Genomic DNA, 25,041 nt, shown 5'->3' with positions numbered 1-25,041 from the left:
GCCGCCCATCCGGCGCCGAGCAGGGTTGACGCCCCTTCGGCCGGCGCCGAACATCGGCCACCGCCACGACCGAAAGTCCCCATGCCCGAGCGCATCCCCATGCGCTACACCGTTGCGCTGCAAGGCTTCAGCGACTTCGAGCGCAGCACGCTGGCTTCCTTGTTCCGCCTGGAGCAACAGCGCGCCCCCGCCTACGTGCAGGGCAACTCGCTGGTGGAAAGCGACTTCGTCATCGCCGACGCCGACAGCCCCGCCGCGCTCAACGCCGTCAACGACGCCCACCGCGTGCAAGACGCGATCTTCATCGGCTCGCACCCGCCGGCGGGTGCGGCGGCCCACCTGCCGCGGCCCATCGAACCCAAGCGCCTGCTGCACGAGCTCGACCTGCTGCTCGAAGCGCGCCTCGCGCTGCTCGACGAGCCGCCGCTGACCGACTGGGTGGTGTCATCGCCCGACGCCCTGCGCGGCGACGACAGCCCGCCCGCGCTCGACGTGCTGGTGCTCGACGACAGCCGCATCGCGCTCAAGTTCCTGCAGAGCCGGCTGCAGGGCCTGGGCTATCGCGTGCATGCGGTGCAGACGGCCGACGAGGCGCTGGCCCTGCTCGACGCGCAACCCTTCTCGATCGTCTTCCTCGACATCGACCTCGGCGAAGGCCCGCTCGACGGCCTGGCGGTGTGCCAGCACCTGAAGCAGCGCCGCACGCACCCAGGCGACATCGCCCCCGCCGTGGTCGTCGTGACCGGCAGCACCCGCTCCGCCGACCGCGTGCGCGGCGACCTCGCTGGCTGCGATGCCTACCTCACCAAGCCGCTGATGGAAGACGAGTTCATGGCGGCCCTGCGCCAGGTCGACCCGACCCGCGCGCGCTGAGTCAGTGGGCACTGGGGCTGTCGAGCGTCGACAGCAGCGCAGCCAGCAGGATCAGCCCACCGCCCATCGCCAGCGCCGGGGTCAGCGTGCCGCCGCCCAGCAGCATGGCGGAGACCGAAGCGAACAAGACCTCGGTCAGCATCACCACCGAGGCCACGTTGGCCGGCAGGCGCGCCGCGCCGTACTGCAGCGCCACGTTGCTGATCAGGAAGAAGCCGCTCAGCACCAGCGCGAGCGGCACCCAGCTCATCGCTGGCGCCGGCGGCCAGGCCACCTGGCCCTGCGTGGCCAGCGTGGCCGCGAGCGTGCCGGCCACCAGCACCCCGCCGAGGAACATCGCCAGCGCCCGGCTCTCTTCCGGCTGCGCGGCTTCACGCCGCAGCATCACGTTGTTGAGTGCGAACGAGAAGCCGCCGCACACGCCCAGCCAGTCGGGCAGCGAGCGCGGGAGCGGAAACGAGCCGCCCCCTTCGGGCCACAGCACGATGGCCGCCCCGCCCAGCGCCAGCACCACCCGCGCCCCTGCGAGCCAGGTGAGCTTCTCGTGCAGCAGCACGCGCGCGAGCAGCACCACCCACAAGGGCATCAGGTAGAAAAGCAGCACGACCCGCACCACGTCGCCGATGGCCACGCCCCAGTTGAAGGCGGCGTTGGTGCTGCCCGAGGCGATGACCAGGACCCACAGCACCGGCCGGCGCAGCACCTGGCCGAAGGCGTGCGGACGGGCGATGGCGATCACCACCACCGCGACGAGGTAGACCAGCACGGTGGCCCACAGCGGGTGCAGGCCGGCGGATTGCAGGTGGCGAAACGGCCACCATGACACGCCCCACACGAAGGCGTTGACCATCAAGGCCAGCGCGGGCCACAACCGGGATGAAGACCGCATGGCGGTCAGTGCTTGTCGGAGCGCGCCAGCGCGAGCAGGTGGTCGACTTCGTCCTTGAAGCGAACGCAGTTGCTGGAGTGCCAGCGGCCGATCACCCACATCGCGCCGGCCACGACGAGGCCGAACACGGTGATGGCGGCAAACGCCGACAGGCCGAATTTCGTCATGCCGGTGTAGAAGGCGCCGAGCGCCAAGATGCAGGCCTGCTCGTTGAAGTTCTGCACGGCGATCGAGCGGCCGGCGCCCATGAGGTTGTGGCCGCGGTGCTGCAAGAGCGCGTTCATCGGCACCACCATGAAGCCGCCGATGGCGCCCAGCACCAGCAGGAAGGGCGCCGCCGTCCAGACGTTGCTGATGAAGTTCATCGCGATCACGAGCAGCCCCATCGCGATGCCCATCGGGATCACCTTGGTGGCCTGGTCGAGGCGCATGCGCATCGAGGCCACCACCGCCCCCACGGCGGTGCCGATTGCCACCACGCCGACGAGCGCCGAGGCCTGCGTGGTGCCGTAGCCGAGGGCCGCGGCGGCCCAGGCGAGCACGATGTAGCGGAAGTTGCCCGACACGCCCCAGATCAGCGTGGTCGTGGCCAGCGAGATCTGGCCCAGCTTGTCGCCCCACAGGCGCGCGTTGCAGCTGGAGAAGTCGCGCACCAGCGTGACGACGTTGCCCGTCATCGGCTGCAGCGGGGCTTCGGTGCGCGGGATCTTGAGGTTGAAGAGCGCGGCGATGGCGTAGAGCACGATCAGCGCCGAGATGGCCGCTTCAGGCGCGGTGTCGATGCCGGTGTCGATCATCGGAACGTCGATGCCCAGCATCATGCGCGACACCGCCTGCCCCACGAGCTGCCCGCCGAGCAGCACGCCGAGGATGATGGAGGCGATGGTGAGGCCCTCGATCCAGCCGTTGGCCTTGACCAGCTGCGAGTTGGGCAGCAGCTCGGTGAGGATGCCGTACTTGGCTGGCGAGTAGGCTGCCGCGCCGAGGCCGACGATGGCGTAGGCCAGCAGCGGGTGGGTGCCGAAGAGCATCATCAGGCAACCCACCACCTTGATGAGGTTCGAGACGAACATCACCCGCCCCTTGGGCACCGCATCGGCAAACGCGCCCACCAGCGGCGCGAGGATCACGTAGAACAACGCGAACATCGGCACCAGCGCGGCACGCTGCCACTCGGGCTGGCCGGAGGTTCTCAGCAGTTCGACGGCGGCGACGAAGAGCGCGTTGTCAGCCAGCGAGCTGAAGAACTGCGCCGACATGATCGTGTAGAAGCCTTTTTTCATTCGGCGAGAAACAGGTCGTACTGCAAGGGGCCGCGTGGGGTGCGGCGGGGTTATAGCACGCAGGGACGACAGGGCCCGCTGGCAGAATCCCCGCCATGCCGCGCCCCATCGAAGCCCTGGTTCACGCCGATGCGCTGGCCCACAACCTGCGCCGCGCACGCCAGCACGCGCCCGACGCCAAGGTCTGGGCGGTGGTGAAGGCCAACGCGTATGGGCACGGCATCGAACGCGCCTACCCGGGGTTGCAGTCGGCCGATGGCTTCGCGCTGCTCGACCTGGCCGAGGCCGAACGCATCCGTGCGCTCGGCTGGCGCGGGCCCATCCTGCTGCTCGAAGGCTGCTTCGAAGCGCGCGACCTCGAGCTCTGCTCCCGCCTGAACCTCTGGCACGTGGTGCACCACGAGGCGCAGATCGACTGGCTGGCCACCCACAAGACGACCTGGCCGCACCACGTCTACCTGAAGATGAACAGCGGCATGAACCGGCTCGGCTTCACGCCCTCGGCCTTCCGCAACGCCTGGCAGCGGCTCTCGGGCCTGACGCAGGTGGACGAGATCACGCTGATGACGCACCTGTCGGACGCCGATGCCGACCCGGCCTCGCCACGCGGCATCGCCCACCAGATCGAGACCTTCGAGGCCGCCACGCACGACCTGGCGGGCGAACGCTCGCTCAGCAACAGCGCCGCGACGCTGCGCTACGCGCCCGACCGCCCCGGCGTGCGCGGCGACTGGGTGCGCCCGGGGATCATGCTCTACGGCTCGTCGCCCGACTTCCCGCAGCACAGCATCGCGCAATGGGACCTGCAGCCCACGATGACCCTGCGCTCGCGCCTGATCGGCACGCAGCAGCTGCAGGCCGGCGACACGGTGGGCTACGGCAGCAGCTTCATGGCCGACCGCGCGATGCGCATCGGCGTGGTCGCCTGCGGCTATGCCGACGGCTACCCGCGCCATGCCGGCACCGGCACGCCGGTGCTGGTGAACGGCGTGCGCACGCGCACGGTCGGGCGGGTGTCGATGGACATGCTGGCGGTCGACCTGACGCCGGTGCCCGACGCGAACGTTGGCAGCGAGGTCACGCTGTGGGGCCGCGGCCCACACGACACGCAACTGCCGATCGACGAGGTGGCGCAGTCGGCCGGCACCATCGGCTACGAGCTGATGTGTGCGGTGGCTGCGCGGGTACCTGTGCATTCAGCATGAAGCGGGCCGAGCGCCGGGCCGCTCCAAGTCCTGTCCTGAGGTATCGAAGGGCGGCCCGCATCCCCTCGGGGGATCGGTCGACGTACTCGTCGGCCGAGGGGCTGTCATGAGCCTGCGGGAGCTGCACCCGCGCACACGGCGCCGCTTGCGCTGGCATGGGTGGTTGTTGACGGCGTGGTGCCTGCTGGTCGGGCTGGCGAGCAGCTGGACGCTGCTGCATGTGTTCGACGTGACGCTGCCCGCCGCTCGCTACGCGATGAGTGCCCTGCTGATGTACGCGCTCGGCCTCGTGCTCGGCGTGCAGGTGTGGCTCAAGCACTTCGCCGCCTCGGTGCGCGGTGACCCGACGCTCGGCGAGCGTGTGGCGGCGGTGGAACCGGTGCGGCGCAGCGAGGCCGCGCAAAAGTCCTTCGACTGGGGCGACGTGCTCGGCAGTGCCGCCGACCTGCTGAGCTTCGACGAAGCCGGCCTGTTGCTGCTCATCCCCGCCCTCTTGCTGATGCTCGTGGGCGTGCTGCTCGCCACCGGCCTGCTGCCGGTGATGCTGGTCGACGGCCTGGCCGGCCTGCTGGCCGAGGTGGCGGTGCAGTTCGTCTTCGGCACGCTGATCGCGCGCCGTGTGCTGCGCCCGAAGTCGGAAGACGATGCCTTCGTGCACATCCTCGGCAAGACCTGGCTGATCGGCGTGCTGATGGTGCTCATGAGCGCCGCGCTCGGCTGGGGCCTGCGCCTGTGGCAGCCCGGCTGGGTGTCGATCTCGCAGCTGTGGCGATGATGCCCTTCAGGCTCGACCCCAGCGAGGTGGAGATCACCGCCATCCGCGCCCAAGGCGCGGGCGGGCAGAACGTCAACAAGGTCTCGAGCGCGGTGCACCTGCGCTTCGACATCCGCGCCTCATCCCTGCCCGAGCCGGTGAAGGAGCGAATGCTGGCCCTGCGCGACCACCGCATCACCGACGAGGGTGTGGTCGTCATCAAGGCCCAGACCGCGCGCAGCCGCGAGGCCAACCGGGAAGAGGCCCTGCAACGCCTGCAGGAGCTGATCGACAGCGTGGCCACGCCGCCACGCGCGCGCAAGCCGACGAAGCCGACCTTCGCGTCCAAACAGCGGCGCCTGCAGGCGAAAGGCCAGCGCAGCCTGCTCAAGGCAGGGCGCACCAAGCCACACGACGGCTAGTGTCCGGTCACCGTGTGGGCCTGATGCGCCGCGCCCTGAACGGTCAGGCGCCGAGCTGCTCGCCCAGCACCATCAGGCTTTGCAGGTCGCCCGCCGGCAGCTTGCCGGCGCGCAGCAGCGTCGCGCTTCGGATCGCGCGCAGGCGGAACAACAACTCGTGCTCCACCGCTTCGATCTCGGCGGCGTCTTGCAGTGCCAGCTCGCCACCGCTCCACAGGCCGCTCGCCGCCCAGCCCTTGCGCAGGCGGGCGAGCAGGGCTTGCGACAGTGTCAGCGCGTCCATCAGGGCTTGAGACTTCGCAGTCGATGCCAGCGCCACGATGCCGGCGTGCGCGGTGTGCAGGGCCGCATCGAGCAGCGACAGGCGCACCCGCATCTCGTCGGGCGTGAGCGACGACGCCGGGAGCGGCTGCTGCCGCGCCGCCTGCGCGATGGGGCCGACCAGGCTCAGGTCGAACTCGCCGGGCACCACGCGCAGTGCCACGCTCGCGCGGGCGAGCTCGGGGCACTCGCTGCGCAGCACGGCGAGCACCGCTTCGGTGATGGCGAGCTGGCGGCCCTGCGGCGAGAGCTGCTCGCGCTGCAGGCAGTGCGGGTAGCCCGAGCCATCGAGCCGCTCGTGGTGCTCGGCGACCGCACGCGCCACGCTGGGCGGGTAGTCGGTGAGCTGCTGCAGGAGCAGCTGGCCCACGTGCGGGTGCACCACCAGGTGCTGGTAGCTCTCGAACTGCAGCATGTGCTCGACGTCGGCTTCGCCGTGCTCGGGCGCGATGTACATCTCGCCCAGGTCGTGCAGCAGGCCGGCGAGCATGGCCAGGCGCACGTCGCCGCGGCTGGCACCGTGGGCGATGGCGAGTGCGCCGTTGAGCGCCATCGCCTCCACCGCATGCTCGAAGGCTTCGGGGCGCGAGGCCTGGCTGGCGGTGAGCAGCAGCTGCGCCACCGGGTGCAGCGGCAGGTGCGGCGCTTCGCGCAGCAGCTTGGCCGCGTGCGGCATGAGCAGCGGCGCGAGGCCGCCATCGCGCGAGAGCAGCGTTTCCAGCGAGTGCACCAGCGAGTGCGCGGTCACGCCGTCTTCGGCCAGCAGGCATGCTTCGAGCGGGTGGCGCAGCTGGCGGTCCATCAGCTTGCGCTGCAGCGCCTGCGACACCGGCTGGTCACGCGCCCAGAGCTTGGTGCCGGAGATGTCGAAGATGTCGCGCGAGGCGATGATCGATCGGGTCTGCGCCGCGTCGAGGATGACGGCCAACGCGTGCGGGTTGGCGGTCTGGAAGACAGCAGAAGAGGCAGGTGCGTTCATGGGCAAGCTCCGACAGGCCGTGGCTACGGTTTGTTGTCGGCCGAACGCCGGCCCCGCTTGATAGGGATTGAGGGCCAGGTTGTGACGAGTCGTGTCGAGGGCCGAGCGCCGGGCCGCTCCCAAGCCGGCCCGCATCCCCTCGGGGGATCGCCCGATGTACTCGTCGGGCGAGGGGCTCACATCAGGCGCGCTTGAAGAACGCAAGCAGGCCACCCGCCGCGACGAAGAGACTGCCGAAGGTCCGGTTCATCAAGCGCAACTGCCGCGCCGACTTCAGCAGGCGCAGCACACGCGCCGCGAGGAGCGTGTACACACCCATCACCACCAGGTCGGTGAAGCCGAGGGTCGCGCCGATCACGGCGTATTGCGTGGCGAGCGGGCGGGCGAGGTCGAGGAACTGCGGCACCACGGCCAGCAGGAACACGGTGCCCTTGGGGTTGACGGCATTCACCATCCAGCCGCGCAGGACCAGCGTGCGGCGCGGCACCCTGACGGCGCCGCCGTCGACCTCGGCCACCATCGGCTCGGCCGGTGCGCGCCACTGCTTGATGCCCAGGTACACGAGGTAGGCCACGCCCAGCCACTTGACGATGGCGAACGCGAGGCTCGAGGTGGCAATCAGCGCGCCCAGGCCGAGCCCCACCACCAGCACCTGCGTCCAGATGCCGAGGATCAAGCCGAGCGTCATGAAGTAGCCGCGCGCGAAGCCGTGGTTGAGGCCGGCGCTCATGGCCGCCACCGCGCCCGCGCCGGGCGAGATGCTGATGGCCCACGAGGCGGCGAAGAAGGCGAGCCAGGTGCTCAGTTCCATGGGAAGGTCTCTCGTTGAAGGAAGGTCAGGCCGCCGCGCGGCCACGCTCGGCCTCTTCGGCCACGATCTGGCCCAGGCGGCGGATGTGCGCCTCGTGGCGTGGCGACCACGGCTCGCCGTAGTGCAGGCGCAGGAAGTGATTGAACCGGGTGCTGTTGCTGAAGGTGGCGCCCGGCGCGCAGCCGATGTGCTCGTGGCGCGCCCGCTCGAAGACCTTGCGCGAGTCGACGCTGCGGGGCATCTCGATCCACAGCATCAGGCCGCCCTGCGGCACGCTCAGGCGGCAGCCATCGGGGAAGAGGCGTGTCACCGCGTCGACCATCTGCGCGCACTGCTGCTTGAGCGCGGCGCGCAGCTTGCGCATGTGGTGGTCGTAGCCGCCATCGCGGATGAACTCGGCGATCACCTCCTGCGGCAGCATCGCGCCGGTGATGGAGGTGTGGAACTTGTGCGACTGCGCCGTCTTGAAATGGCGGCCCGGCGCGATCCAGCCCACGCGATAGCCGGGCGCCACCGTCTTGGTGAAGGCCGAGCAGAGGATCACGTCGTCGTGCGCGTCGAAGGCCTTGAGCACCGGCGGGCGTTCGTCGCCGAAGTAGGTCTCGCCGTAGATGTCGGTCTCGATCAGCGTGAAGCCACGCTCGCGCGCGAGCGACACGAGCCGGCGCTTGTTGGCCACCGGCATCAGGCTGCCGAGCGGGTTGTGGAAGTTGGGCACCACCACGCAGGCTTGCACGGCGCCGGCCCGTTGCGTGGCGAGGTCGAGTGCTTCGACCGAGATGCCTTCGCGCGGGTGCGTGGGGATCTCGATCGACTTCATGCCCAGCGTGCGGATGATCTCCAGCAGCATCCAGTAGGTGGGCGATTCGAGCGCCACCGTGTCGCCGGCCTGCGCCGCCGAGCGCAGCGCGAGGAAGACGGCCTCGCTGCCACCGTTGGTGAGGATGATTTCTTCCGGCCGCAGCCGCACGCCGGCACTCACGCTGCGGCGGGCGATCTCCTGGCGCAGGTTGAGGCTGCCGGTGATGCTGTAGCGCGAGGCGTATTCGGGGTGCAGGCGGTTGAGCTTGGCGGTGAGCTGCCGCAGCTTGGCCTCGGGCAGGATCTCGCGCGCCGGCAGCGGGCAGAACGAGGGCGCGGCCTCGGGGTCGTCGTTGCCGAAAAGGAACTGGCGTGTGAGGTCGTCGGGCGTCACGAAGCCGGCGCGGCTCATGCGCGTGTCGAGCTCGGGCTCGGGCAGCGGCGCGTGGCGCGCGGCCACGAAGTAGCCCGACTTCGGGCGTGCTTCCACGAGGCGCTGGTTCTCCAGCCAGCGATAGGCCTGCGTCACGGTGGACGGGCTCACGCCATGTTGCTGACACAACATCCGCACGGAGGGCAGCCGGTCGCCGGTGCGCAGGCTGCCGGCCTGGATGGCCTGTGCCAGCTCGCCCGCCACGCGGGTGTAGAGCGGCAATCCAGAGTCGGCGGGGGCGTTCATGCAGCCATTCTGACGAGGGAGCCCGTGCCGTGACAGATACAGAGCCCTCCAGTTGTCACCAATACAGATGCTCGGCGTGACATCTGTGTCGCTGAAGTTCGTGCACGGCTGGATATGGCGGCGCGCCGCGCGGCTGCGCACACTGAATGCCCACGAGACAGGAGAACGTCATGGTCCGCTTCACACCCCCCGTCACCCTTCGTCTGCAAGCCGGCGAAGTGCTCGCCTGGCAACAAGCCCCGGCGCGGATGCGCGTGGTCGGCGGCGGCCGGGTGTGGGTGACCCAGCGCGACGACCTGGACGACCACTTCCTGTACCACGGCGAGTGCTTCGAGCTGCGGCGTGAGCGGAACACCCTCATCCAGGCCGACCACGAGGTCTGGCTGCGCTTCGAGTGCGACACGGCGTGGCACCAACGCCTCGGCCGGTCGCTGCGACGGGGCCTGCGCAGGCTCACGAGGCGAGCCACCCGGGCGGCTACAGTGCCCGGGTGAGCAAAACCAAGTCCGTCTATACCTGTAGCGAGTGTGGTGGCACCAGCCCCAAGTGGCTGGGCAAGTGCCCGCACTGCAATGCCTGGAACACGCTGGTCGAAGGCGTGGCCGAGGGTGGTGCGAAGCAACACCGCTTCCAGTCGCTGGCCGCGCCGCAGCCGGTGGCCACACTTTCCGAGATCGAGGCGACCGACGTCGACCGGCGCCCCACGGGCATCGAGGAACTCGACCGCGTGCTCGGCGGCGGCATCGTCGCTGGCGGCGTCGTGCTGATCGGCGGCGACCCGGGCATCGGCAAGTCGACACTGCTCTTGCAGGCGCTGGATGCGTTGTCGAAGACGGTGCCCACGCTGTACGTGACCGGTGAAGAGTCAGGCGCCCAGGTGGCGCTGCGCTCGCGCCGCCTGGGCCTCGACGGCTCGCAGGTGCGCGTGGTCGCCGAGATCAACCTTGAGAAGATCAGCGCCGCGCTCGAAGCCGAGCAGCCCACGGTGTGCGTGATCGACTCGATCCAGACCATGTACAGCGAAGAGCTCACCTCGGCCCCCGGCTCGGTGGCCCAGGTGCGCGAATGCGCGGCGCAGCTCGTGCGCATCGCCAAGAGCCGCGGCACGGCCATCGTGCTGGTGGGCCACGTGACGAAGGAAGGGGCGCTCGCCGGCCCGCGCGTGCTGGAGCACATCGTCGACACGGTGCTGTATTTCGAGGGCGACACACATTCGAGCTTCCGCCTGGTGCGCGCCATCAAGAACCGCTTCGGCGCGGTCAACGAGATCGGCGTCTTCGCGATGACGGAAAAGGGCCTGAAGGGCGTGGCCAACCCGAGCGCGATCTTCCTCTCGACGCACGGCGAGCCGGTGGCGGGCTCGTGCGTGCTGGTCACGCTGGAAGGCACGCGGCCGATGCTGGTGGAGATCCAGGCGCTGGTCGACTCGGGCGGGCCCAGCCCACGGCGTCTCTCCGTCGGCCTCGACCGCGACCGTCTCGCGATGATGCTGGCCGTGATGCACCGCCATGCGGGTGTCGCCTTCATGGACCAGGACGTCTTCGTCAACGCGGTGGGCGGTGTGCGCATCAGCGAGCCGGCCGCCGACCTGGCGGTGATGCTCGCCATCCAGAGCAGCCTGCGCGGCAAGCCCTTGCCGCGCGGCTTCATCACCTTCGGCGAAGTGGGTCTGGCCGGCGAGGTGCGGCCCGCGCCGCGCGGGCAGGAGCGGCTGAAGGAAGCCGCCAAGCTCGGCTTCAGCGTGGCCATCGTGCCCAAGGCGAATGCGCCAAAAAAGCCGATCGAGGGGCTCACGGTGCATGCGGTCGAGCGCATCGAGCAGGCACTCGACTTGGTGCGGACCCTCTGAACGCACGACGACGCGGCGGGCAGAATCGCCGCCCAACGTTGACGACGCTTTTTCGGGAGGAACCATGAAGAGAATTGCCCGCCTGTGCGCGGCCGTGCTGGCCGCGGGCCAGCTCGCCGGCTGCGCCTCGACCCCGTTCACCATCGCCCCCATGCCGCCCGCCAAGTACCAGGTGCTCGGCCGCGCCGAAGGCAAGGCCTGCGGCGCGCTGGGCTTCCTGGCCACGGCCTACTACGTGGCCCCGCTCGGGCTGAACAGCCGTGTCGAGCGGGCCTATCAGGAGGCCCTGGCGAGCGTGCCGGGCGCCACCAGCCTCGTGAACGTGAACATCGTCGAAGACTGGCAATGGCTGCTCCTCGTGACGATGCGCTGCACCACCATCACCGGCGACGCCGTCAAGGAGGTCGCATGAAGACGCCCGGTGTCGCCAAACCCCTCGCCATCGCGGTGCTGGCCGGCGCGATGCTGGCGGGCTGCCAGGGCCTGCCGCTCGACCTGTCCAAACGCGGCGTGACCGACCGCGCCCAGATCGACCCCTACAAGGGCCGCCGCATCGCAGCCGAAGCCACCGGCTTCCAGCTGCTGCTGCTCATCCCGATCGCCATCAACGGCCGTTACCAGTCGGCCTACAACGACCTGCTGCGCCAGGCCGGCGACGACCTGCTGAGTGACGTCACCGTCACCGAGTCGTGGCAATGGGGCTTCGTCGGCACGCTCCACACGACGCGGATCGAGGCCACGGCCTACCCGCGCAAGGCGCCCACGGCCCCCACCGCCGACGACGGCTCGACACGGCGGTGAGCCCCGGGGGCGAAGCCTTCGCCCCCGCTTTCTAGATAAGATCGATTATCATTTGCATCTCGCTTTCCCGCGGATGCCGTGATGTCTTCTCCCCGTCTGTCCGACCTGCCCAACGGGGCTCGCAGCACCGTCACGGCCCTGAGCGCACACGCCCCGCAAGCCGATGACGCGATGCTGCGCCGCCTGGCCGAGCTGGGCTTCCTGCCGGGCGAGCCGGTGGAGGTGCTGCGCCGGGGGCCCGGTGGCCGGGAGCCGTTGGCCGTGCAGATCGGCGAGACGCTGTTCGCACTGCGTCTGGTCGAAGCGCAGTGCGTGGAGGTCGCGGCGCCATGAGCAACACCACGGCGCTCAAGGTCGCCCTGGTCGGCAACCCGAACTGCGGCAAGACCGCCCTCTTCAACCTGCTCACCGGCGCCCGCCAGAAGGTCGCCAACTACGCGGGCGTGACGGTCGAACGCAAGGTCGGCACCGCCACCTTGAAGAGCGGCCGCACGGTCTCGGTGGTCGACCTGCCCGGCGCCTACAGCCTGACGCCTTCGACGCCCGATGAAGCCGTGACGCGCGACGTGGTGCTCGGCCGGCGCGCCGACGAAGCGGCACCCGACGCCATCGTCGCCGTGGTCGACGCGACCAACCTGCCGATGAACCTGCGCCTGGTGCTCGAACTGAAGCGCCTGGGCCGGCCGATGCTGCTCTCGCTCAACATGGCCGACGTGGCACGCGCCCGCGGCCTGCAGATCGACGTGGCGCGCCTGAGCGCCGAGCTGTGCATGCCCGTCGTCGAGACGGTCGCGGTGCAGAGCCACGGCCACGCGGCCCTGCTCGCGCAACTCGAACAACAGGCCGAATGGCCCATCGCAGCCGCCGTCGCCGGCGAGGCGCCGAGCCCGGCCGAGCTGCAGCGCGAGGTGCGACGCATCCTGGCCGTGGCGGCGCCCGCGGCGATGCAGTTCAAGCGCTTCAACCACCGGCTCGATGCGGTGGTGATGCACCCGGTGGCGGGGTTGGCGCTGCTGGCCCTGCTGCTCTTCCTGATGTTCCAGGCGGTGTTCTCCTGGGCCGCGCTGCCGATGGACGCCATCAAGGCCGCCACCGAAGGCGCCGGCGCCTGGCTCACCACCCACATGGCCGATGGCCCGCTGCGCAGCCTGCTGGTCGACGGCGTGATCGCCGGCGCGGGCGGCGTGCTGGTCTTCCTGCCGCAGATCCTGATCCTCTTCTTCTTCATCCTCGTGCTCGAAGACTCGGGCTACCTGCCGCGCGCCGCCTTCCTGCTCGACACGGTGATGGGCAAGGTGGGGCTTTCGGGGCGGGCGTTCATCCCGCTGCTGTCGAGCTTCGCGTGCGCCATTCCCGGGATCATGGCCACGCGCACCATCCCCAACTGGCGCGACCGGCTGGCGACCATCATGGTGGCGCCGCTCATGACCTGCTCGGCGCGGCTGCCGGTCTATGCGCTGCTCATCAGCGCCTTCATCCCGGAGCGGCACATCGGCCCCTTCAACCTGCAGGGGCTCACGCTCTTCGGGCTGTACGTGGCGGGGGTGCTGTCGGCGATGGCGGTGGCCTGGGCGCTCAAGCGGGTGTGGATCAAGTCGAGCTACCAGCCGCTGATGCTGGAGCTGCCGCCCTACCGCTGGCCCGGCCTGCGCAACCTCGCCATCGGCCTGTGGGAGCGTGCGCGCATCTTCCTCACGCGGGTGGGCACGATCATCTTTTCGCTCACCGTGCTGCTGTGGTTCCTGTCCACCTACCCGGCACCGCCCGAGGGCGCCACCGGCGCGGCCATCCAGTACAGCCTGGCGGGCCAGCTGGGCCAGCTGCTGCAGCATGTGTTCGCGCCGATCGGCTTCAACTGGCAGATCTCGATCGCCCTCGTGCCCGGCCTGGCCGCGCGCGAGGTGGCGGTGGGCGCGCTCGGCACCGTCTATGCGCTGTCGGGTGGCGGCGAGGTGGCCGATGCGCTGATGCCGGTGATCGCCCAGCAGTGGTCGCTGGCCACGGCGTATTCGCTGATCGCCTGGTTCGTGTTTGCGCCGCAGTGCCTGTCGACGCTGGCGGTGGTCAAGCGCGAGACCAACTCGTGGCGCTACCCGCTGCTGATGGCGGCGTATCTGTTTGCCCTCGCCTACGCAGCGTCGTTCGTCACCTACCGCGTGGCCCTGTGGCTCGGGAGCTGAACATGCAGGAGCTGATCGTTGCCCTCATCGTCGTCGCGTGCACCGGCTATGCCGTGTGGACGCTGATGCCGTCGGCGCTGCGCCGCGCCTTGGCGCAGCGGCTGCAGCGTGGCCGGTGGCCCGCGCCCATCGCCCGGCGCCTGCAGCGCGCGGCGACAGCCTCCGCAGGTTGCGGTTGCGATGCCGGGTGTGAGTTGAAGAAGCCGGCGCCATCCGCCGCCCAACCGATCCAGTTCCACCGGCGGCCCAAGGCCTGATTGCGGGAACCACGCAGGCCGTGAGCTCGGCTCGGCCCCTACCATCGCGGCCATGAATCCAATCGTGGGGTGGGGCCTGGCCTTCGTGGCCCTGGTGGCCGGCTGGCTGAGCTACGGCTGGCAAGGTGTGGTGATGGTGGTCTCGGCCATCGTGTTCTGGCTGCTGCTGCAGTTCAGCCGCGCGCTGCGCGTGATGAAGAACGCGGCGCAGGCGCCCAAGGGCGAAGTCGGCAGCACCGTGATGCTCAACGCCAAGCTGAAGCGCGGCATGACGCTGATGCAGGTGATCGCCCTCACCCGCAGCCTGGGCGATCACGTGAGCGAGTCGCCCGACACCTGGGCCTGGCGCGACGCCGGCGACAGCCGGGTGACGCTGGTCTTCGAAGGCGGCAAGCTGAGCCGCTGGGACCTCAACCGCCCCACCGCGCCCGAAGGCTGAGCCTCGCGGCTCAGTCGTGGCGCCGCCTGAGCAGCATCAGGCCGATCAGCGCCAGGCCGGCCAGCATCAAGCCCAAGGTCGACGGCTCGACCGACGCCTTCTCGGCGGGCGGCGGTGCCGCGGAGCGCTCCCCGCCGCCAGCGCGCGGCTCACTGCGCGTGCGCACGACGGCGCCAGCGAGGCGCGGCTCGGCGCTCATTTGCACGAACGCCGTGCGCGCGGGTTCCTCGGAAGCGGCCACCCGATCCCCCTGGGCTGCCGCCGGCAAGACTGACAAGGTCGACATGGCCAGCACCGACCATGTGGTGAGCGAGAGTTTCATGACAACCACCTGTGAACAAGCGCCGGGCCCTCCCCGATGCCTCGGCCACGCATGGGAATCACTATAGAAAGTGGCGTGCCGGCGCGCGCCCCCGAGAGCCGGGGGTGGCGAAGCCCGGCTCGTAGAATCGGCGGCATTGCCCAACACTGAGGATGAGCTCCATGTCCATGGAAGACCGCGACGGAAAAATCTGGATGGACGGCCAGTTGATCGACTGGCGCGACGCCAGGATCCACGTGCTGTCGCACACGCTGCACTACGGTTGTGGCGCCTTTGAAGGAGTGCGCGCTTACGACACGGTCAACGGCACCGCGATCTTCCGTCTGCGCGAGCACACCGAGCGCCTGTTCAACAGCGCCAAGATCCTGCGCATGAAGATCCCGTTCTCGATCGAGGAAGTGATCGAGGCCCAGCGCGCGGTGGTGAAGGCCAACAACCTCAAGAGCTGCTACCTGCGCCCGCTCACCTGGATCGGCTCCGAGAAGCTGGGCGTGTCACCCAAAGGCAACAAGATCCACCTGATGGTCGCCGCCTGGTCGTGGGGCGCCTACCTCGGTGAAGAGGGCCTGAAGCGCGGCATCCGCGTCAAGACCTCGAGCTACACCCGCCACCACGTCAACATCACGATGACGCAGGCCAAGGCGGTGAGCAACTACACCAACTCCATCCTCGCCAACATGGAAGCCACCGACGACGGCTACGACGAGGCCCTGCTGCTCGACTCGGCCGGCTTCGTGTCCGAAGGCGCGGGCGAGAACCTCTTCGTCATCAAGGGCGGCGTGGTCTACACGCCCGACCTCTCGGCCGGCGCGCTCAACGGCATCACCCGCAACACGGTGTTCAACATCTGCCAGGACCTCGGGCTCAAGCTCGTCGAGAAGCGCATCACGCGCGACGAGGTCTACATCTGCGATGAGGCCTTCTTCACCGGCACCGCCGCCGAAGTCACGCCCATCCGCGAACTCGACCGCGTGCAGATCGGCCAGGGCTCGCGTGGCCCCATCACCGAGAAGATCCAGAGCGCCTTCTTCGACATCGTGAACGGGCGCAACCCCAAGTACGCCGAGTGGCTGACCGCCGTCTGAAGAGGCTGACATGAGCAACACCCCATCCAGCGTCGAACTGCTCGCCCGCGACCTGCAAGGCCCGGGCGTCATCGCCTGCCCCAACCCCAAGATGACGCTGTGGAGCGGGCACCCGAAGGTCTTCATCGACGTGGCCACCACGGGCGAAGGCAAGTGCCCGTACTGCGGCACCGTCTACCGCCTGAAGGCCGGCGAGAAGCTGCACAGCCACCATTGATCGCATGAGGTCGCTGGTCATCGCGCCGCAGTGGATTGGCGACGCGGTGATGTCGGAGCCACTGCTGCGGGTGCTCGCTCAGCGCGGCGAGCGGCTCACCGTGGCCGCGTTGCCCTGGGTCGCGCCGGTCTACCACGCGATGCCGCAGGTGGCCGAGGTGATCGCGCTGCCGTTTGCGCATGGCCGGCTCGATTGGTCCGGGCGCCGGCGAGTGGCAGGTGAACTGCGCGGGCGCTTCGACATCGCCTATGTGCTGCCGAATTCGCTGAAGGCGGCGCTGATCCCGTTCTTCGCGGGCGTTCCGCGCCGCGTGGGCTACCAGGGTGAAGGCCGCTACGTGCTGCTGAACGAGCGCCGGCCCAACCCGGGCGGCCGGCCGCCGATGGTGGCGTTCTATCGTGCTTTGAGCGGCGAGCCGGCAGTGACCGAAGAGCCGCGCTTGAGCTTCCCGCCCGAGCGGCTGCAGTCGGTCACCACCGCCCTGGGCCTGGCCCCGCAGGCCTACTGGGTCTTCGCCCCCGGCGCCGAATACGGCCCGGCCAAGATCTGGCCCGCCAGCCACTACGCCGAACTCGCACGCGCGCTGCACGCCCGCCACGGCCAGCCCGTCGTGCTGCTCGGCTCGGGCAAGGAAGCCGCGCTGTGCGACGAGATCGCCAGCCCCGCCCCCGGCGCCTGCCGCGTGCTCGCCGGCAAGACGACGCTGATCGACGCGATGGTGCTGATCGCAGGCAGCCGCGGTGTGGTCAGCAACGACTCGGGCCTCATGCACGTGGCCGCCGCCTTCCGCATTCCGCAGGTGGCCGTCTTCGGCTCGACCAGCCCCGAGCACACCCCGCCGCTCAGCCCCCACGCCCGCGTGCTGTGGCTGAAAGACGAGCTGCAGCTCGATTGCATGCCCTGCTTCGAGCGCACCTGCCGCTACGGCCACTACCGCTGCCTGACCGGCGTGCCGGCCACGCGCGTGCAGGCCGCACTCGACGACGCCCTCGACGGCACGCTCCCGAAGGCCTGAGCCGATGGACCTCGAAGCCCGCAAGCTCATGAGCGAAGCGCTCGTCGGCGCCGGCACCTCGGTGTGGGCCTGGGACCTCGCCGACGACGTGCTGAGCGGCATGGACGGCAGCGTCGCCCTGCTCGGCTACCAGCCCGGCGACATGCCCGCCACCCAGCAGGCCTGGGACTCGGTGATCCACCCCGAAGACCTGGCCGCCAACGACGCGGCCTACCAGGCCCATGCAGCGGGCAAGACACCGGCCTACGAAAGCGAGTACCGCGCCCGGCACAAGGACGGCTCCTGGCGCTGGCTGGCCGAACGCGGACGCATCGTCGAATGGTCGCCCGACGGCTCGCCGCGCCGCATGGTGGGCACGCTCACCGACGTCACGCTGCGCAAGCAGGCCGAGCACGCCGCGGCCGAGCGCGACGAACGCCTGCGCCAAATCACCCGCCACGTGCCGGGCTTGCTGTACCAGTTCCGCCTGCCGCGCGATGGCCGCGGTGTCTTCCCCTACGTGAGCGAACGCTGCCGAGACGTGCTGGGCCTCGACCCGCAAGCGCTGATGCACAACGCTGGCCTGCTCTTCAGCCGCATCGACCCGGCCGACCGCCAGCGCACCAACCGCATGCTGGAAGACTGGACGAACAGCCAGGCGGCCCGCCGCATCGAGTTCCGCTACCTGCACCCGAACGGGCACCAGCGCTGGATGCTCGGCGTGTCGTCTCCGCGGGCCGAGGCCGACGGCACGATCGTGTGGCACGGCTACCTCGAAGACATCACCGAGTACCGCGAACTCGAGCGCGCCCGCGAGCTGGCTGCCGCCGCCGAAGCGGCCAACCGAGCCAAGACCGAATTCCTCTCGCGCATGAGCCACGAGCTGCGCACACCGCTCAACGCGGTGCTCGGCTTCTCGCAGCTGCTCGAGCTCGACCAGAGCGACCCGCTGAGCCCCGGCCAGCGCCACCGCCTCGGGCTGGTGCGCGAGTCGGGCGAGCACCTGCTGCGCATGATCAACGACCTGCTCGACCACTCGCGCATCGAAGCGGGCCAGCTGTCGATCGACCTCATCGACGTGTCGCTGCCCGAGCTGCTGCGCGAGTGCGTCGACATGCTGCACCCGGCCGCGCAGGCCGCCGACGTGCGCCTGCACTGGGGCCACCTCGACGACCCGCTGCAGGTGCGCGCCGACCCCACGCGCCTGCGCCAGGTGGTGATCAACCTGCTCAGCAACGCGATCAAGTACAACCGCCGCGGCGGCGAAGTGCGGCTGGAAGCGCGCCACGAAGAAGGCGGCATGGTGGCGCTGCGCGTGGCCGACACCGGCGTGGGCATCGCCCCGGCGCACCTGCCGAGCCTCTTCGAGCCCTTCAATCGGCTGGGCCAGCGCCGCAGCGGCATCGAAGGCACCGGCATCGGCCTGGCCATCACGCGCGGCCTGGTCACGCTGATGCACGGCCGCATCGACGTCAACAGCGTGCTGGACAAAGGCTCTACCTTCAGCGTGCTGCTGCCCGACGCCTCGCCCCCACGCACTCAGGACGTCAACTTGCCGATGTAGAGGATGGGCCCGGTGGGCGCGCCGGTGGGCGAACCGCCGGGCGGCTCCAGGCTCACGGCGAGGGCGGCGGTGTTGTCGAGCACCTTGCCCCGCTGCACGACCGTCGCACCCTGCGCAGAGATGAGGCCCAGCGAACGGGGCGCGCCCTGCGGCGGCACGGCCCACAGCTCCAGGGCCTTGTCGGCCTGCAGCGACACCTGCTGGATCGGCTTGGTGACGAGCGCCCGCCCGTCGGCGCTGATGCTTGCGACGAAGGACGCCGGCACCACACCCCCCGCCCCGGGTGTGCCGCCGGCCGCCGACAGCACCACCACGATCGGCGGCTGCGCTGGCTGCGGCAGGGCCAGCAGCACGGCGAGCGTGAGCGCGGCCATCGAGGCCACGCCGGTCAGCGCCCGCCACACCGCGAGGCGCTGCCACCAGCCGACCTTGGCCGTGACGGCCGACGCCGGCGCGATGCGCCGCTCGATGGCCTGCCAGACCTGCGGCGGCGGCGTGACCGGCTCGACCGGTGCCGTGAGCGGCATCAGCCGCGCTTCCCAGTCGCGCACGGCTCGGCGCAGCGAAGGGTGCACACGCGTCAGGGCGACGAAACGCCGGCGTGCGGCACCGCGCAGCGTGCCGGCCACATAGCTGGCGGCGAGGCGGTCGGCGAGTTCGGGACGGCTGTAGTCCATGGCCCTCATTCCGCCTGCAGGTCGCGCACCACGGCCCCGTCGAGGCAGGCCTTCAGCGCCAGCAGCGCCCGGCGCACCCACGACTTCACCGTGCCCAGCGGCTGGCGCATCTGCTCGGCCACCTCGGCATGGCTCAGGCCGTCGTAGAAGGCGAGCGCCACGCTCTGCCGCTGCTGCGCACTCAGCCCCTGCATGCAACGCCCGAGCGCGCGGGCGTCCGAGGCCTGGCTCAACAGGGCCAAAGGCCCGGGGGTGGTGTCGGCCACGTCGTCGTACACGTCCTTGTCCTCATCGCCCTCACCCGACAGCGGCGCAGGCTGGGTGTGCGGCTCCGTCTGGCGGCGGCGCAGGCTGTCGATGGCCCGGTTGCGCGCGATGCTGGTGAGCCAGGTCAGGGGCTGGCTCTGCGCGGCGTCGAACGACTGCGCGGCCCGCCACACGTTGACATAGACCTCCTGCAGCACGTCTTCGGCCTGGGCCCTGTCACGGTTGATACGCAGCACCACCCCGAACAGATGCGCGCTGGTGCACTCGTAGAGCTGTGCGAAAGCCGCCCGGTCGCCCAGGCCGCTTTTCGCCAGCAGCTGCGACAGCTCGCGGCTGCGTTCGGTCCAGGCGGTGGGGTCAGTGCGCATGATGGGCCCGTGATGAGGGGGGAATGATGCCGGGCTGTCGCCTGCAAGGCGAGGCCCGTCCGTACAATTCCGCGCCATGCCGCCTGCCACCGCACCTCGTTCGCGCGAATTCGTCCTCACGCTCTCGTGCCGCGATGCCAAGGGCATCGTCTACGCCGTCTCGGGCCTGCTCTACCAGGCCGGCTGCAACATCGTCGACTCGCAGCAGTTCGGCGACCTGCCCGACCAGGGCAGCGCGCATGCCACCGGCCTCTTCTTCATGCGGGTGCACTTCGAGGCACCGCCGCACCTGGCCGACGTCGACACACTCAACAAGCTCTTCACCAGCGTGCGCGAGCAGTTCGCGATGGAGGCGAAGTTCCACAGCCTCGCGCGCAAGCCGCGCCTCTTGCTGATGGTGAGCCAGCACGGCCACTGCCTGAACGACCTGCTCTACCGCTGGCACTCGGGGCAGCTCGAGGTCGACATCCCGGCAGTCGTCTCGAACCACGCCGTCTTTGCCGAGCTGGCCGGGCGTTATGGCATCCCGTTCCACCACCTGCCGCTGGCGGCCGGCAGCTCGGCCGAGGCTAAGCGGGCGCAGGAGCAGCAGGTCGAGGCGCTGGTCGCGCAGCACGAGGTCGATCTCGTCGTGCTCGCGCGCTACATGCAGATCCTCAGCCCCGAGTTCTGCAGCTTCCTCAAGGGCCGCGCCATCAACATCCACCACAGCTTCCTGCCGAGCTTCAAGGGCGCCAAGCCCTACTTCCAGGCGCATGACCGCGGCGTGAAGCTGATCGGTGCCACCGCGCACTACGTGACACCCGAGCTCGACGAAGGCCCCATCATCGAACAGGACGTGGCGCGTGTGGACCATTCGCTCAGCGCCGAAGATTTCACGGCGGTGGGCCGCGACGTCGAGTGCATGGTGCTCGCCCGCGCGGTGCGCTGGCACGTGGAACACCGTGTGCTTCTCAACGGCCAGAAAACCGTCGTCTTCCACTAAGAAGGCCCTGCCCCGATGCCGCGTCCGCCCAAGCCGCCCGAGATCGCCCTGATGAGCTCGTCCGACGACGCCGAGGCGCAGTTCTACGAAGCCTTGCAGCGGGCCGACATCGAGAAGCTGATGGCGGTGTGGTCGGACGAAGACGACATCTGCTGCGTGCACCCCAATGGCCCCCGCATGATCGGGCCGGCGGCCATCCGCACTGCGTTCGAGGCGATGTTCGGCAACGGCGCAATCGACGCCCGCCCCGAGCGGGTGCGCCGGGTGCAGACGCACGACAGCGCGGTGCACAGCGTGGTCGAGCGCATCCAGGTGATGACCGACGAAGGGCCGCAGATGGCCTGGGTGCTGGCGACCAACGTGTACGTGAAGACCTCGCTCGGCTGGCGCCTGGTGGCGCACCATGCCAGCCCCGGCACCGCGCAAGAGTTGCCCGAGGTGGGCGAGACGCCTTCTGTCCTGCACTGATCTGGCATGAACGAGTACCGCGCTCCGCGCTGGCTGGCGGGCGATGGCCCGTGGGGCGGCAACCTGCAGACGATCTGGCCGGCGCTCTTCGCGCGCAGCCACCAGGGGCCACGGCCGGTGTACCGGCGTGAACGCTGGACGACGCCCGACCAGGACTTCATCGACGTCGACTTTCAAGTCACGCCCGATGACGACGGCCGGGTGCGCCCGCTGCTCGTGCTCTTCCACGGCCTCGAAGGCTCGTCGGACAGCCACTACGCCCGCGCCTTCGCCAACTGGGCGCGCCAGAACGGCTGGCGCTACGCGGTGCCGCACTTCCGCGGCTGCTCGGGCGAGCTCAACCTTGCGCCACGCGCCTATCACTCGGGCGATTTCGAAGAAATCGGCTGGGTGCTCGAGCGCCTGCGCGCCGGCCACACCGGGCCGATGGTGGCGGTGGGCGTGTCGCTCGGCGGCAATGCGCTGATGCGCTGGGCCGAAGAGGCCGGCGAGACGGCATCGCGCACGGTGAGCGCGGTGTGCTCGGTCTGCTCGCCGCTCGACCTCGCTGCCGGAGGAGAAGCCATCGGCCGCGGCTTCAACCGACAGGTCTACACCCGCATGTTCCTGCGCACGATGGTGCCGAAGGCTTTGCTGAAGTTGCAGCAGCACCCGGGTCTTTTCGATGGCAAGGCCTTGCAGCGTGCGCGCGACCTGTACGAGTTCGACAACATCTTCACCGCGCCGTTGCACGGCTTTCGCAACACCGAAGACTATTGGGCGCGGGGCTCGGCCAAGCCGCACCTGCCCCGAATCCGCATCCCGGCGCTGGCAATCAACGCGCGCAATGACCCTTTCATCCCCGCTGCCAGCCTGCCCAAGCCGCACGAGGTCGGCGCGTTCGTGACACTGTGGCAGCCGGAGCACGGCGGGCACGTCGGTTTTCCCAAGGGCCGCTGGCCCGGTCATGTGCTCACCTTGCCCGAGCAGGTCATGGACTGGATGACGCAACACATCGGAGCCCCGCATGGATGAGATCGTCAAAGCCGCCCTCAAGAAATGGCCCAACGTGCCGGCCTGCTACGGCTGGCTGGCGCTCGACGCGCGCGGCGACTGGTACATGCGCGACGACCGCATCCAGGCGGCCGGCCCCTTCCCCACGGTCAAGGGCAGCCGCATCAACCACGACAAGCTGCGCGAGTTCATCGAGCGCAACTACGAGCGCGACGAGCAGGGCGACTGGTACTTCCAGAACGGGCCGCAGCGTGTCTACGTCGAGCTCGAATCGGCGCCCTGGATCTGGCGCCTCGAAGCGCGCGCTGGTACGGCGCCAGCCATCCGATCGCACACCGGGCGCGAGGCACGTTACCAAGCGGCACTCGTCGACGAGAACGGCCGGCTCTACCTCGCCACCGACCTCGGCCTCGGCATCGTGCACACGCTCGACATGGAAACCGCGGCCGACGCGATCGAGGCTGGCCACTGGCGCACCGACGAGTGCACCGCCGCCGAGCTGCCCCGCCGCTTCGGCCACCGCCTGAGCCCTCAGCGTGAGCGCGGTGCCGCCGCCGCTCACATGCCGTAGAACACGTAGTCGGCCGCGTAGGCCACCTGCTGGCGCTGGCCTTTCGCCGCTGCCGTGCACGCAGCGCTCGGCGCCACGCCGCCCTTGGTGTTGAGCCGCTGGATATAGGCCACGCCTTGCATCGCGCCAGTGCCCATCGCCGGGTCGGCCTTCACCAGCTGCAGCGGGATGTTGCCCGCGCCACCCGGCGCCACGGCCACCTGCTTGCCGGTGACCTTGGAGCCGTCGTTCGCCTCCCAGGTCGGGCCGGCGTAGTACTTGCCGACGGCCTTGTCGCCGGGGCCGTAGAGCGTGGCGACCGGGCCGACGAAGGCCCACTCGAACTGGCCCGCCATGTCCTTCTTCTCGCGGCACTCGTAGGTGAGTTCGCCGCGGCCGACCGTCCACATCGTCTGCTTCGCACCCGATGGCGCACGCACGGCGTCGGGCAGGGCCATGTTGTCGACCATCGTCGCCGCGGGGGTGGTGGAGCAGGCCGACACGGCGGCGGCCAGGCTGGCGAGCAAGAGGGCGTTCTTCATGATCATCTCCAGGCATCGGTGACAGGTTGAGGGGCGGCCACACAGCCGCCTCAGTCCCTCTACGCAGCCGAGGCCCGCCTGGATGCACAAATCGCGCAGGCATGAAAAAGCCGACCCGCAGGTCGGCTGATGCAGGGCGCGTGGGGTGCGCTTACTTGGCGTCGGATGCCGCCGAGGCCGCCGCCGGAGCCTTGGGCTCGGCCAGCTTGCCGCCGCTCTGGTTGCCCATGAAGACCACGGCGCGGGCGATCTCGAAATCGCTGAAGTCGCCGCCGCCTTGCGGGCCCATCGCACCCTTGCCCTTGAGGGCGCTGTTCAGCAGGGCTTCGAGGCCTTGGGCCAGGCGCGGCGCCCAGGCGGCGGCGTCGCCGATCTTGGGTGCGCCCGCGGCGCCGGAGTTGTGGCAGGCACCGCATTGGGCGGCCACGACCTGCTCGCCGGTCTTGAGCGAGGCCACGTCGGAGGCGTCTTTCACTTCCACGCTGGCCACCGGCTGGATGCGGCGGGCCACGGCTTCGGCCTTGGCGGCGTCGCTGCCGGCGCCGGAGCGGGGGTCGGCGCCCACGCGGGTGACCAGCAGCACGATGACGGCGATCGGCACGATGAAGGCGAAGATCACCGCAGCGATGAGCTGCTTGACGTTCTTGATCGGCCCTTCGTGCGGGGCGTCATCGTGTTCGGTGTGGTGGTGGTCGCTCATGAAATCCTCGGAGGCTGGCCGCTTCAGTGGTGGGCGCAAGGGCGTGGCGCAAAACCGCGGGATTATAGACGGCCGACCCGCAGCGCCCCCGGCCCGCGAAAGGCCCACTGATAGAATCGCCGCCCACGCGTCCGTAGCTCAATGGATAGAGTACTGCCCTCCGAAGGCAGGGGTTGCTGGTTCGATCCCAGCCGGACGCGCCAAGGCTTGCTTCAAGATCAAGAAGAAGAGCCGCCCCCGCGCATCCCATGACGCCGCACCGCCCGGCTCCCGAGCGCCACCCCCAGGGCAAAGCCCGCATACACCCACAAGAGCCCACGCGCGGACAGGCGCTTCTCGAAGCCCGGCGTGAAGCGGCGCGGGGTCATCACCAAATCGACCGTGGCCGCGGCCGCCGTGGCCAGCGCCGCATCGCGCAGGTCGGCATGCAGCGGGTGCGCCAAGCGCCGGCTGGCGAAGAAACGTTCGTAGAGAACGCCCCAGAACACGGCCGCACCCTGGTGCACCAGCACGCCGACGCCGGTGTAGCGCCAGCTCGCGTCGTCGCGCCGCAGCGCGCGGTTGCTCCACAGCCAATGGCTCGGCGCGTTGACGGGGGCGAACGCACTGCCCGTCTCCTGGCGACCCCGCCAGGCCAGCACCGCAAGCGACAACAGCCCGGACGCCAACCCAGGCCACAGGCCGTCGCGTGCTGCTTGTGTCCAAGTCTTCATCGTGTCTCCTGTGAACGCTGCGAGGCACATGACTTGCCGGCCTCACCCATGGA

Annotated in this window: 31 protein-coding genes and 1 tRNA gene; 21 read left to right on the top strand and 11 right to left on the bottom strand. The window is 69.8% G+C overall.

The features are described from left to right. The first annotated feature begins 81 nt into the window (after positions 1 to 81). Positions 82 to 873: a response regulator gene (locus KF892_17320; protein MBX3626783.1), complete on the top strand. Its 792-nt coding sequence runs from the start codon at positions 82 to 84 to the stop codon at positions 871 to 873. A gap of 1 nt (position 874) precedes the next feature. On the opposite strand, the gene KF892_17315 is transcribed toward KF892_17320, so the two are convergent. Both KF892_17315 and lplT read right to left on the bottom strand, forming a co-directional pair. Beyond that, on the bottom strand, positions 875 to 1,762 hold the full coding sequence (locus KF892_17315; protein ID MBX3626782.1) for a DMT family transporter: 888 nt from the start codon (positions 1,760 to 1,762) through the stop codon (positions 875 to 877). Positions 1,763 to 1,767: 5 nt separating this feature from the next. Beyond that, complete coding sequence (gene lplT / locus KF892_17310) at positions 1,768 to 3,045, bottom strand: lysophospholipid transporter LplT (GenBank protein ID MBX3626781.1); 1,278 nt, start codon at positions 3,043 to 3,045, stop codon at positions 1,768 to 1,770. A 95-nt stretch (positions 3,046 to 3,140) separates the two neighbouring features. Between lplT and alr the strand changes: the two genes are divergently transcribed. The 3 genes from alr (at position 3,141) to arfB (ending at position 5,426) form a co-directional block, all read left to right on the top strand. Continuing rightward, entirely contained in the window at positions 3,141 to 4,250 is a 1,110-nt protein-coding gene (gene alr, locus KF892_17305; protein ID MBX3626780.1) for an alanine racemase, read from the top strand. A 106-nt stretch (positions 4,251 to 4,356) separates the two neighbouring features. Beyond that, a complete protein-coding gene (locus KF892_17300) occupies positions 4,357 to 5,025 on the top strand; it encodes a hypothetical protein (GenBank protein ID MBX3626779.1) in 669 nt (222 codons plus the stop codon). Next, the gene (gene arfB, locus KF892_17295; GenBank protein ID MBX3626778.1) at positions 5,025 to 5,426 is read left to right on the top strand and encodes an aminoacyl-tRNA hydrolase; all 402 of its coding nucleotides are present in this window, start codon (positions 5,025 to 5,027) and stop codon (positions 5,424 to 5,426) included. The genes KF892_17300 and arfB overlap by 1 nt, the downstream gene beginning before the upstream one ends. A gap of 43 nt (positions 5,427 to 5,469) precedes the next feature. On the opposite strand, the gene KF892_17290 is transcribed toward arfB, so the two are convergent. The 3 genes from KF892_17290 to KF892_17280 all read right to left on the bottom strand — a co-directional run bounded on the left by KF892_17290 (position 5,470) and on the right by KF892_17280 (position 9,017). Further along, positions 5,470 to 6,726 (bottom strand): HD domain-containing protein, encoded by a 1,257-nt coding sequence (locus KF892_17290; GenBank protein ID MBX3626777.1) that lies wholly within the window; start codon positions 6,724 to 6,726, stop codon positions 5,470 to 5,472. 181 nt (positions 6,727 to 6,907) lie between these two features. After that, positions 6,908 to 7,537 carry a LysE family transporter gene (locus KF892_17285; protein MBX3626776.1) on the bottom strand — a complete coding sequence of 210 codons (630 nt, stop codon included), beginning with the start codon at positions 7,535 to 7,537 and terminating at the stop codon, positions 6,908 to 6,910. 25 nt (positions 7,538 to 7,562) lie between these two features. Further along, positions 7,563 to 9,017: a PLP-dependent aminotransferase family protein gene (locus tag KF892_17280; protein ID MBX3626775.1), complete on the bottom strand. Its 1,455-nt coding sequence runs from the start codon at positions 9,015 to 9,017 to the stop codon at positions 7,563 to 7,565. A gap of 170 nt (positions 9,018 to 9,187) precedes the next feature. Between KF892_17280 and KF892_17275 the strand changes: the two genes are divergently transcribed. The 8 genes from KF892_17275 to KF892_17240 all read left to right on the top strand — a co-directional run bounded on the left by KF892_17275 (position 9,188) and on the right by KF892_17240 (position 14,543). Next, entirely contained in the window at positions 9,188 to 9,511 is a 324-nt protein-coding gene (locus tag KF892_17275; protein ID MBX3626774.1) for a DUF2917 domain-containing protein, read from the top strand. Next, complete coding sequence (gene radA / locus KF892_17270; GenBank protein ID MBX3626773.1) at positions 9,508 to 10,866, top strand: DNA repair protein RadA; 1,359 nt, start codon at positions 9,508 to 9,510, stop codon at positions 10,864 to 10,866. The genes KF892_17275 and radA overlap by 4 nt, the downstream gene beginning before the upstream one ends. Before the next feature lie 64 nt (positions 10,867 to 10,930). Then, positions 10,931 to 11,278, top strand: coding sequence for a hypothetical protein (locus tag KF892_17265; protein MBX3626772.1), 348 nt, complete (start codon positions 10,931 to 10,933; stop codon positions 11,276 to 11,278). Then, positions 11,275 to 11,667: a hypothetical protein gene (locus KF892_17260; GenBank protein MBX3626771.1), complete on the top strand. Its 393-nt coding sequence runs from the start codon at positions 11,275 to 11,277 to the stop codon at positions 11,665 to 11,667. The genes KF892_17265 and KF892_17260 overlap by 4 nt, the downstream gene beginning before the upstream one ends. Positions 11,668 to 11,748: 81 nt before the next feature. Next, complete coding sequence (locus KF892_17255; protein MBX3626770.1) at positions 11,749 to 12,000, top strand: ferrous iron transport protein A; 252 nt, start codon at positions 11,749 to 11,751, stop codon at positions 11,998 to 12,000. Beyond that, on the top strand, positions 11,997 to 13,847 hold the full coding sequence (locus KF892_17250; GenBank protein MBX3626769.1) for a ferrous iron transporter B: 1,851 nt from the start codon (positions 11,997 to 11,999) through the stop codon (positions 13,845 to 13,847). Before KF892_17255 ends, KF892_17250 begins: the two co-directional genes overlap by 4 nt. 2 nt (positions 13,848 to 13,849) lie before the next feature. Next, positions 13,850 to 14,104, top strand: a complete 255-nt coding sequence (locus KF892_17245; GenBank protein ID MBX3626768.1) for a hypothetical protein — start codon at positions 13,850 to 13,852, stop codon at positions 14,102 to 14,104. Positions 14,105 to 14,156: 52 nt separating this feature from the next. Then, positions 14,157 to 14,543, top strand: coding sequence for a hypothetical protein (locus KF892_17240; GenBank protein MBX3626767.1), 387 nt, complete (start codon positions 14,157 to 14,159; stop codon positions 14,541 to 14,543). A 10-nt stretch (positions 14,544 to 14,553) separates the two neighbouring features. Here KF892_17240 and KF892_17235 read toward each other — a convergent pair whose 3' ends face one another. After that, complete coding sequence (locus KF892_17235) at positions 14,554 to 14,865, bottom strand: PEP-CTERM sorting domain-containing protein (GenBank protein MBX3626766.1); 312 nt, start codon at positions 14,863 to 14,865, stop codon at positions 14,554 to 14,556. A 152-nt stretch (positions 14,866 to 15,017) separates the two neighbouring features. Here KF892_17235 and KF892_17230 point away from each other — a divergent pair, with 152 nt between their 5' ends. From KF892_17230 to KF892_17215, 4 genes are read left to right on the top strand one after another with little or no spacing between them, the layout of a single operon-like run. Further along, positions 15,018 to 15,950: a branched-chain amino acid transaminase gene (locus KF892_17230; GenBank protein ID MBX3626765.1), complete on the top strand. Its 933-nt coding sequence runs from the start codon at positions 15,018 to 15,020 to the stop codon at positions 15,948 to 15,950. 10 nt (positions 15,951 to 15,960) lie between these two features. Continuing rightward, positions 15,961 to 16,167, top strand: coding sequence for a zinc-finger domain-containing protein (locus KF892_17225; GenBank protein MBX3626764.1), 207 nt, complete (start codon positions 15,961 to 15,963; stop codon positions 16,165 to 16,167). A gap of 4 nt (positions 16,168 to 16,171) precedes the next feature. Continuing rightward, the gene (gene waaF, locus KF892_17220; protein ID MBX3626763.1) at positions 16,172 to 17,182 is read left to right on the top strand and encodes a lipopolysaccharide heptosyltransferase II; all 1,011 of its coding nucleotides are present in this window, start codon (positions 16,172 to 16,174) and stop codon (positions 17,180 to 17,182) included. A gap of 4 nt (positions 17,183 to 17,186) precedes the next feature. Continuing rightward, entirely contained in the window at positions 17,187 to 18,725 is a 1,539-nt protein-coding gene (locus KF892_17215; protein ID MBX3626762.1) for a PAS domain-containing sensor histidine kinase, read from the top strand. On the opposite strand, the gene KF892_17210 is transcribed toward KF892_17215, so the two are convergent. Further along, the gene (locus tag KF892_17210; protein ID MBX3626761.1) at positions 18,701 to 19,402 is read right to left on the bottom strand and encodes an anti-sigma factor; all 702 of its coding nucleotides are present in this window, start codon (positions 19,400 to 19,402) and stop codon (positions 18,701 to 18,703) included. The two genes, KF892_17215 and KF892_17210, sit on opposite strands and share 25 nt — an antisense overlap. A gap of 5 nt (positions 19,403 to 19,407) precedes the next feature. Beyond that, entirely contained in the window at positions 19,408 to 20,037 is a 630-nt protein-coding gene (locus KF892_17205) for a sigma-70 family RNA polymerase sigma factor (GenBank protein MBX3626760.1), read from the bottom strand. A gap of 76 nt (positions 20,038 to 20,113) precedes the next feature. Here KF892_17205 and purU point away from each other — a divergent pair, with 76 nt between their 5' ends. Genes purU through KF892_17185 form a run of 4 tightly spaced genes read left to right on the top strand, consistent with a single transcriptional unit; the run spans position 20,114 to position 23,054 of the window. After that, positions 20,114 to 21,022 carry a formyltetrahydrofolate deformylase gene (gene purU / locus KF892_17200; protein ID MBX3626759.1) on the top strand — a complete coding sequence of 303 codons (909 nt, stop codon included), beginning with the start codon at positions 20,114 to 20,116 and terminating at the stop codon, positions 21,020 to 21,022. Positions 21,023 to 21,037: 15 nt separating this feature from the next. Then, entirely contained in the window at positions 21,038 to 21,490 is a 453-nt protein-coding gene (locus KF892_17195) for a nuclear transport factor 2 family protein (GenBank protein MBX3626758.1), read from the top strand. A gap of 6 nt (positions 21,491 to 21,496) precedes the next feature. After that, positions 21,497 to 22,504 carry an alpha/beta fold hydrolase gene (locus tag KF892_17190; protein MBX3626757.1) on the top strand — a complete coding sequence of 336 codons (1,008 nt, stop codon included), beginning with the start codon at positions 21,497 to 21,499 and terminating at the stop codon, positions 22,502 to 22,504. Beyond that, entirely contained in the window at positions 22,497 to 23,054 is a 558-nt protein-coding gene (locus KF892_17185) for a DUF2946 family protein (protein ID MBX3626756.1), read from the top strand. Before KF892_17190 ends, KF892_17185 begins: the two co-directional genes overlap by 8 nt. Here the strand turns inward: KF892_17185 and KF892_17180 are convergent. Both KF892_17180 and KF892_17175 read right to left on the bottom strand, forming a co-directional pair. Further along, complete coding sequence (locus KF892_17180) at positions 23,042 to 23,575, bottom strand: DUF3455 domain-containing protein (GenBank protein MBX3626755.1); 534 nt, start codon at positions 23,573 to 23,575, stop codon at positions 23,042 to 23,044. The genes KF892_17185 and KF892_17180 overlap by 13 nt on opposite strands. A 151-nt stretch (positions 23,576 to 23,726) precedes the next feature. Beyond that, entirely contained in the window at positions 23,727 to 24,275 is a 549-nt protein-coding gene (locus tag KF892_17175; protein ID MBX3626754.1) for a cytochrome c5 family protein, read from the bottom strand. 127 nt (positions 24,276 to 24,402) lie between these two features. On the opposite strand from KF892_17175, the gene KF892_17170 reads away from it, so the two are divergent. Beyond that, a tRNA-Arg gene (locus KF892_17170) sits at positions 24,403 to 24,478 on the top strand. A 15-nt stretch (positions 24,479 to 24,493) separates the two neighbouring features. On the opposite strand, the gene KF892_17165 is transcribed toward KF892_17170, so the two are convergent. Further along, positions 24,494 to 24,988, bottom strand: coding sequence for a hypothetical protein (locus KF892_17165; protein MBX3626753.1), 495 nt, complete (start codon positions 24,986 to 24,988; stop codon positions 24,494 to 24,496). Positions 24,989 to 25,041 lie beyond the last annotated feature (53 nt).

The sequence above is a fragment of the Rhizobacter sp. genome (assembly GCA_019635355.1).
Classification (GTDB): Bacteria; Pseudomonadota; Gammaproteobacteria; order Burkholderiales; family Burkholderiaceae_C; genus Rhizobacter.
Note: the sequence above shows the minus strand (reverse complement) of the source record. Positions and strands in the feature narration are given on the sequence as shown.

Coding starts and splice junctions, on each gene's coding strand:
- KF892_17245 (MBX3626768.1), top strand. CDS start 13,850: ATGCAGGAGCTGATCGTTGCCCTCATCGTCGTCGCGTGCACCGGCTAT.
- KF892_17235 (MBX3626766.1), bottom strand. CDS start 14,865: ATGAAACTCTCGCTCACCACATGGTCGGTGCTGGCCATGTCGACCTTG.
- KF892_17205 (MBX3626760.1), bottom strand. CDS start 20,037: ATGCGCACTGACCCCACCGCCTGGACCGAACGCAGCCGCGAGCTGTCG.
- KF892_17290 (MBX3626777.1), bottom strand. CDS start 6,726: ATGAACGCACCTGCCTCTTCTGCTGTCTTCCAGACCGCCAACCCGCAC.
- KF892_17240 (MBX3626767.1), top strand. CDS start 14,157: ATGAATCCAATCGTGGGGTGGGGCCTGGCCTTCGTGGCCCTGGTGGCC.
- KF892_17250 (MBX3626769.1), top strand. CDS start 11,997: ATGAGCAACACCACGGCGCTCAAGGTCGCCCTGGTCGGCAACCCGAAC.
- KF892_17275 (MBX3626774.1), top strand. CDS start 9,188: ATGGTCCGCTTCACACCCCCCGTCACCCTTCGTCTGCAAGCCGGCGAA.
- waaF (MBX3626763.1), top strand. CDS start 16,172: ATGAGGTCGCTGGTCATCGCGCCGCAGTGGATTGGCGACGCGGTGATG.
- KF892_17260 (MBX3626771.1), top strand. CDS start 11,275: ATGAAGACGCCCGGTGTCGCCAAACCCCTCGCCATCGCGGTGCTGGCC.
- KF892_17195 (MBX3626758.1), top strand. CDS start 21,038: ATGCCGCGTCCGCCCAAGCCGCCCGAGATCGCCCTGATGAGCTCGTCC.
- KF892_17180 (MBX3626755.1), bottom strand. CDS start 23,575: ATGAAGAACGCCCTCTTGCTCGCCAGCCTGGCCGCCGCCGTGTCGGCC.
- lplT (MBX3626781.1), bottom strand. CDS start 3,045: ATGAAAAAAGGCTTCTACACGATCATGTCGGCGCAGTTCTTCAGCTCG.
- KF892_17210 (MBX3626761.1), bottom strand. CDS start 19,402: ATGGACTACAGCCGTCCCGAACTCGCCGACCGCCTCGCCGCCAGCTAT.
- KF892_17315 (MBX3626782.1), bottom strand. CDS start 1,762: ATGCGGTCTTCATCCCGGTTGTGGCCCGCGCTGGCCTTGATGGTCAAC.
- KF892_17255 (MBX3626770.1), top strand. CDS start 11,749: ATGTCTTCTCCCCGTCTGTCCGACCTGCCCAACGGGGCTCGCAGCACC.
- alr (MBX3626780.1), top strand. CDS start 3,141: ATGCCGCGCCCCATCGAAGCCCTGGTTCACGCCGATGCGCTGGCCCAC.
- KF892_17185 (MBX3626756.1), top strand. CDS start 22,497: ATGGATGAGATCGTCAAAGCCGCCCTCAAGAAATGGCCCAACGTGCCG.
- KF892_17265 (MBX3626772.1), top strand. CDS start 10,931: ATGAAGAGAATTGCCCGCCTGTGCGCGGCCGTGCTGGCCGCGGGCCAG.
- purU (MBX3626759.1), top strand. CDS start 20,114: ATGCCGCCTGCCACCGCACCTCGTTCGCGCGAATTCGTCCTCACGCTC.
- KF892_17320 (MBX3626783.1), top strand. CDS start 82: ATGCCCGAGCGCATCCCCATGCGCTACACCGTTGCGCTGCAAGGCTTC.
- KF892_17190 (MBX3626757.1), top strand. CDS start 21,497: ATGAACGAGTACCGCGCTCCGCGCTGGCTGGCGGGCGATGGCCCGTGG.
- KF892_17165 (MBX3626753.1), bottom strand. CDS start 24,988: ATGAAGACTTGGACACAAGCAGCACGCGACGGCCTGTGGCCTGGGTTG.
- KF892_17285 (MBX3626776.1), bottom strand. CDS start 7,537: ATGGAACTGAGCACCTGGCTCGCCTTCTTCGCCGCCTCGTGGGCCATC.
- arfB (MBX3626778.1), top strand. CDS start 5,025: ATGCCCTTCAGGCTCGACCCCAGCGAGGTGGAGATCACCGCCATCCGC.
- KF892_17230 (MBX3626765.1), top strand. CDS start 15,018: ATGAGCTCCATGTCCATGGAAGACCGCGACGGAAAAATCTGGATGGAC.
- KF892_17300 (MBX3626779.1), top strand. CDS start 4,357: ATGAGCCTGCGGGAGCTGCACCCGCGCACACGGCGCCGCTTGCGCTGG.
- KF892_17280 (MBX3626775.1), bottom strand. CDS start 9,017: ATGAACGCCCCCGCCGACTCTGGATTGCCGCTCTACACCCGCGTGGCG.
- KF892_17215 (MBX3626762.1), top strand. CDS start 17,187: ATGGACCTCGAAGCCCGCAAGCTCATGAGCGAAGCGCTCGTCGGCGCC.
- KF892_17225 (MBX3626764.1), top strand. CDS start 15,961: ATGAGCAACACCCCATCCAGCGTCGAACTGCTCGCCCGCGACCTGCAA.
- KF892_17175 (MBX3626754.1), bottom strand. CDS start 24,275: ATGAGCGACCACCACCACACCGAACACGATGACGCCCCGCACGAAGGG.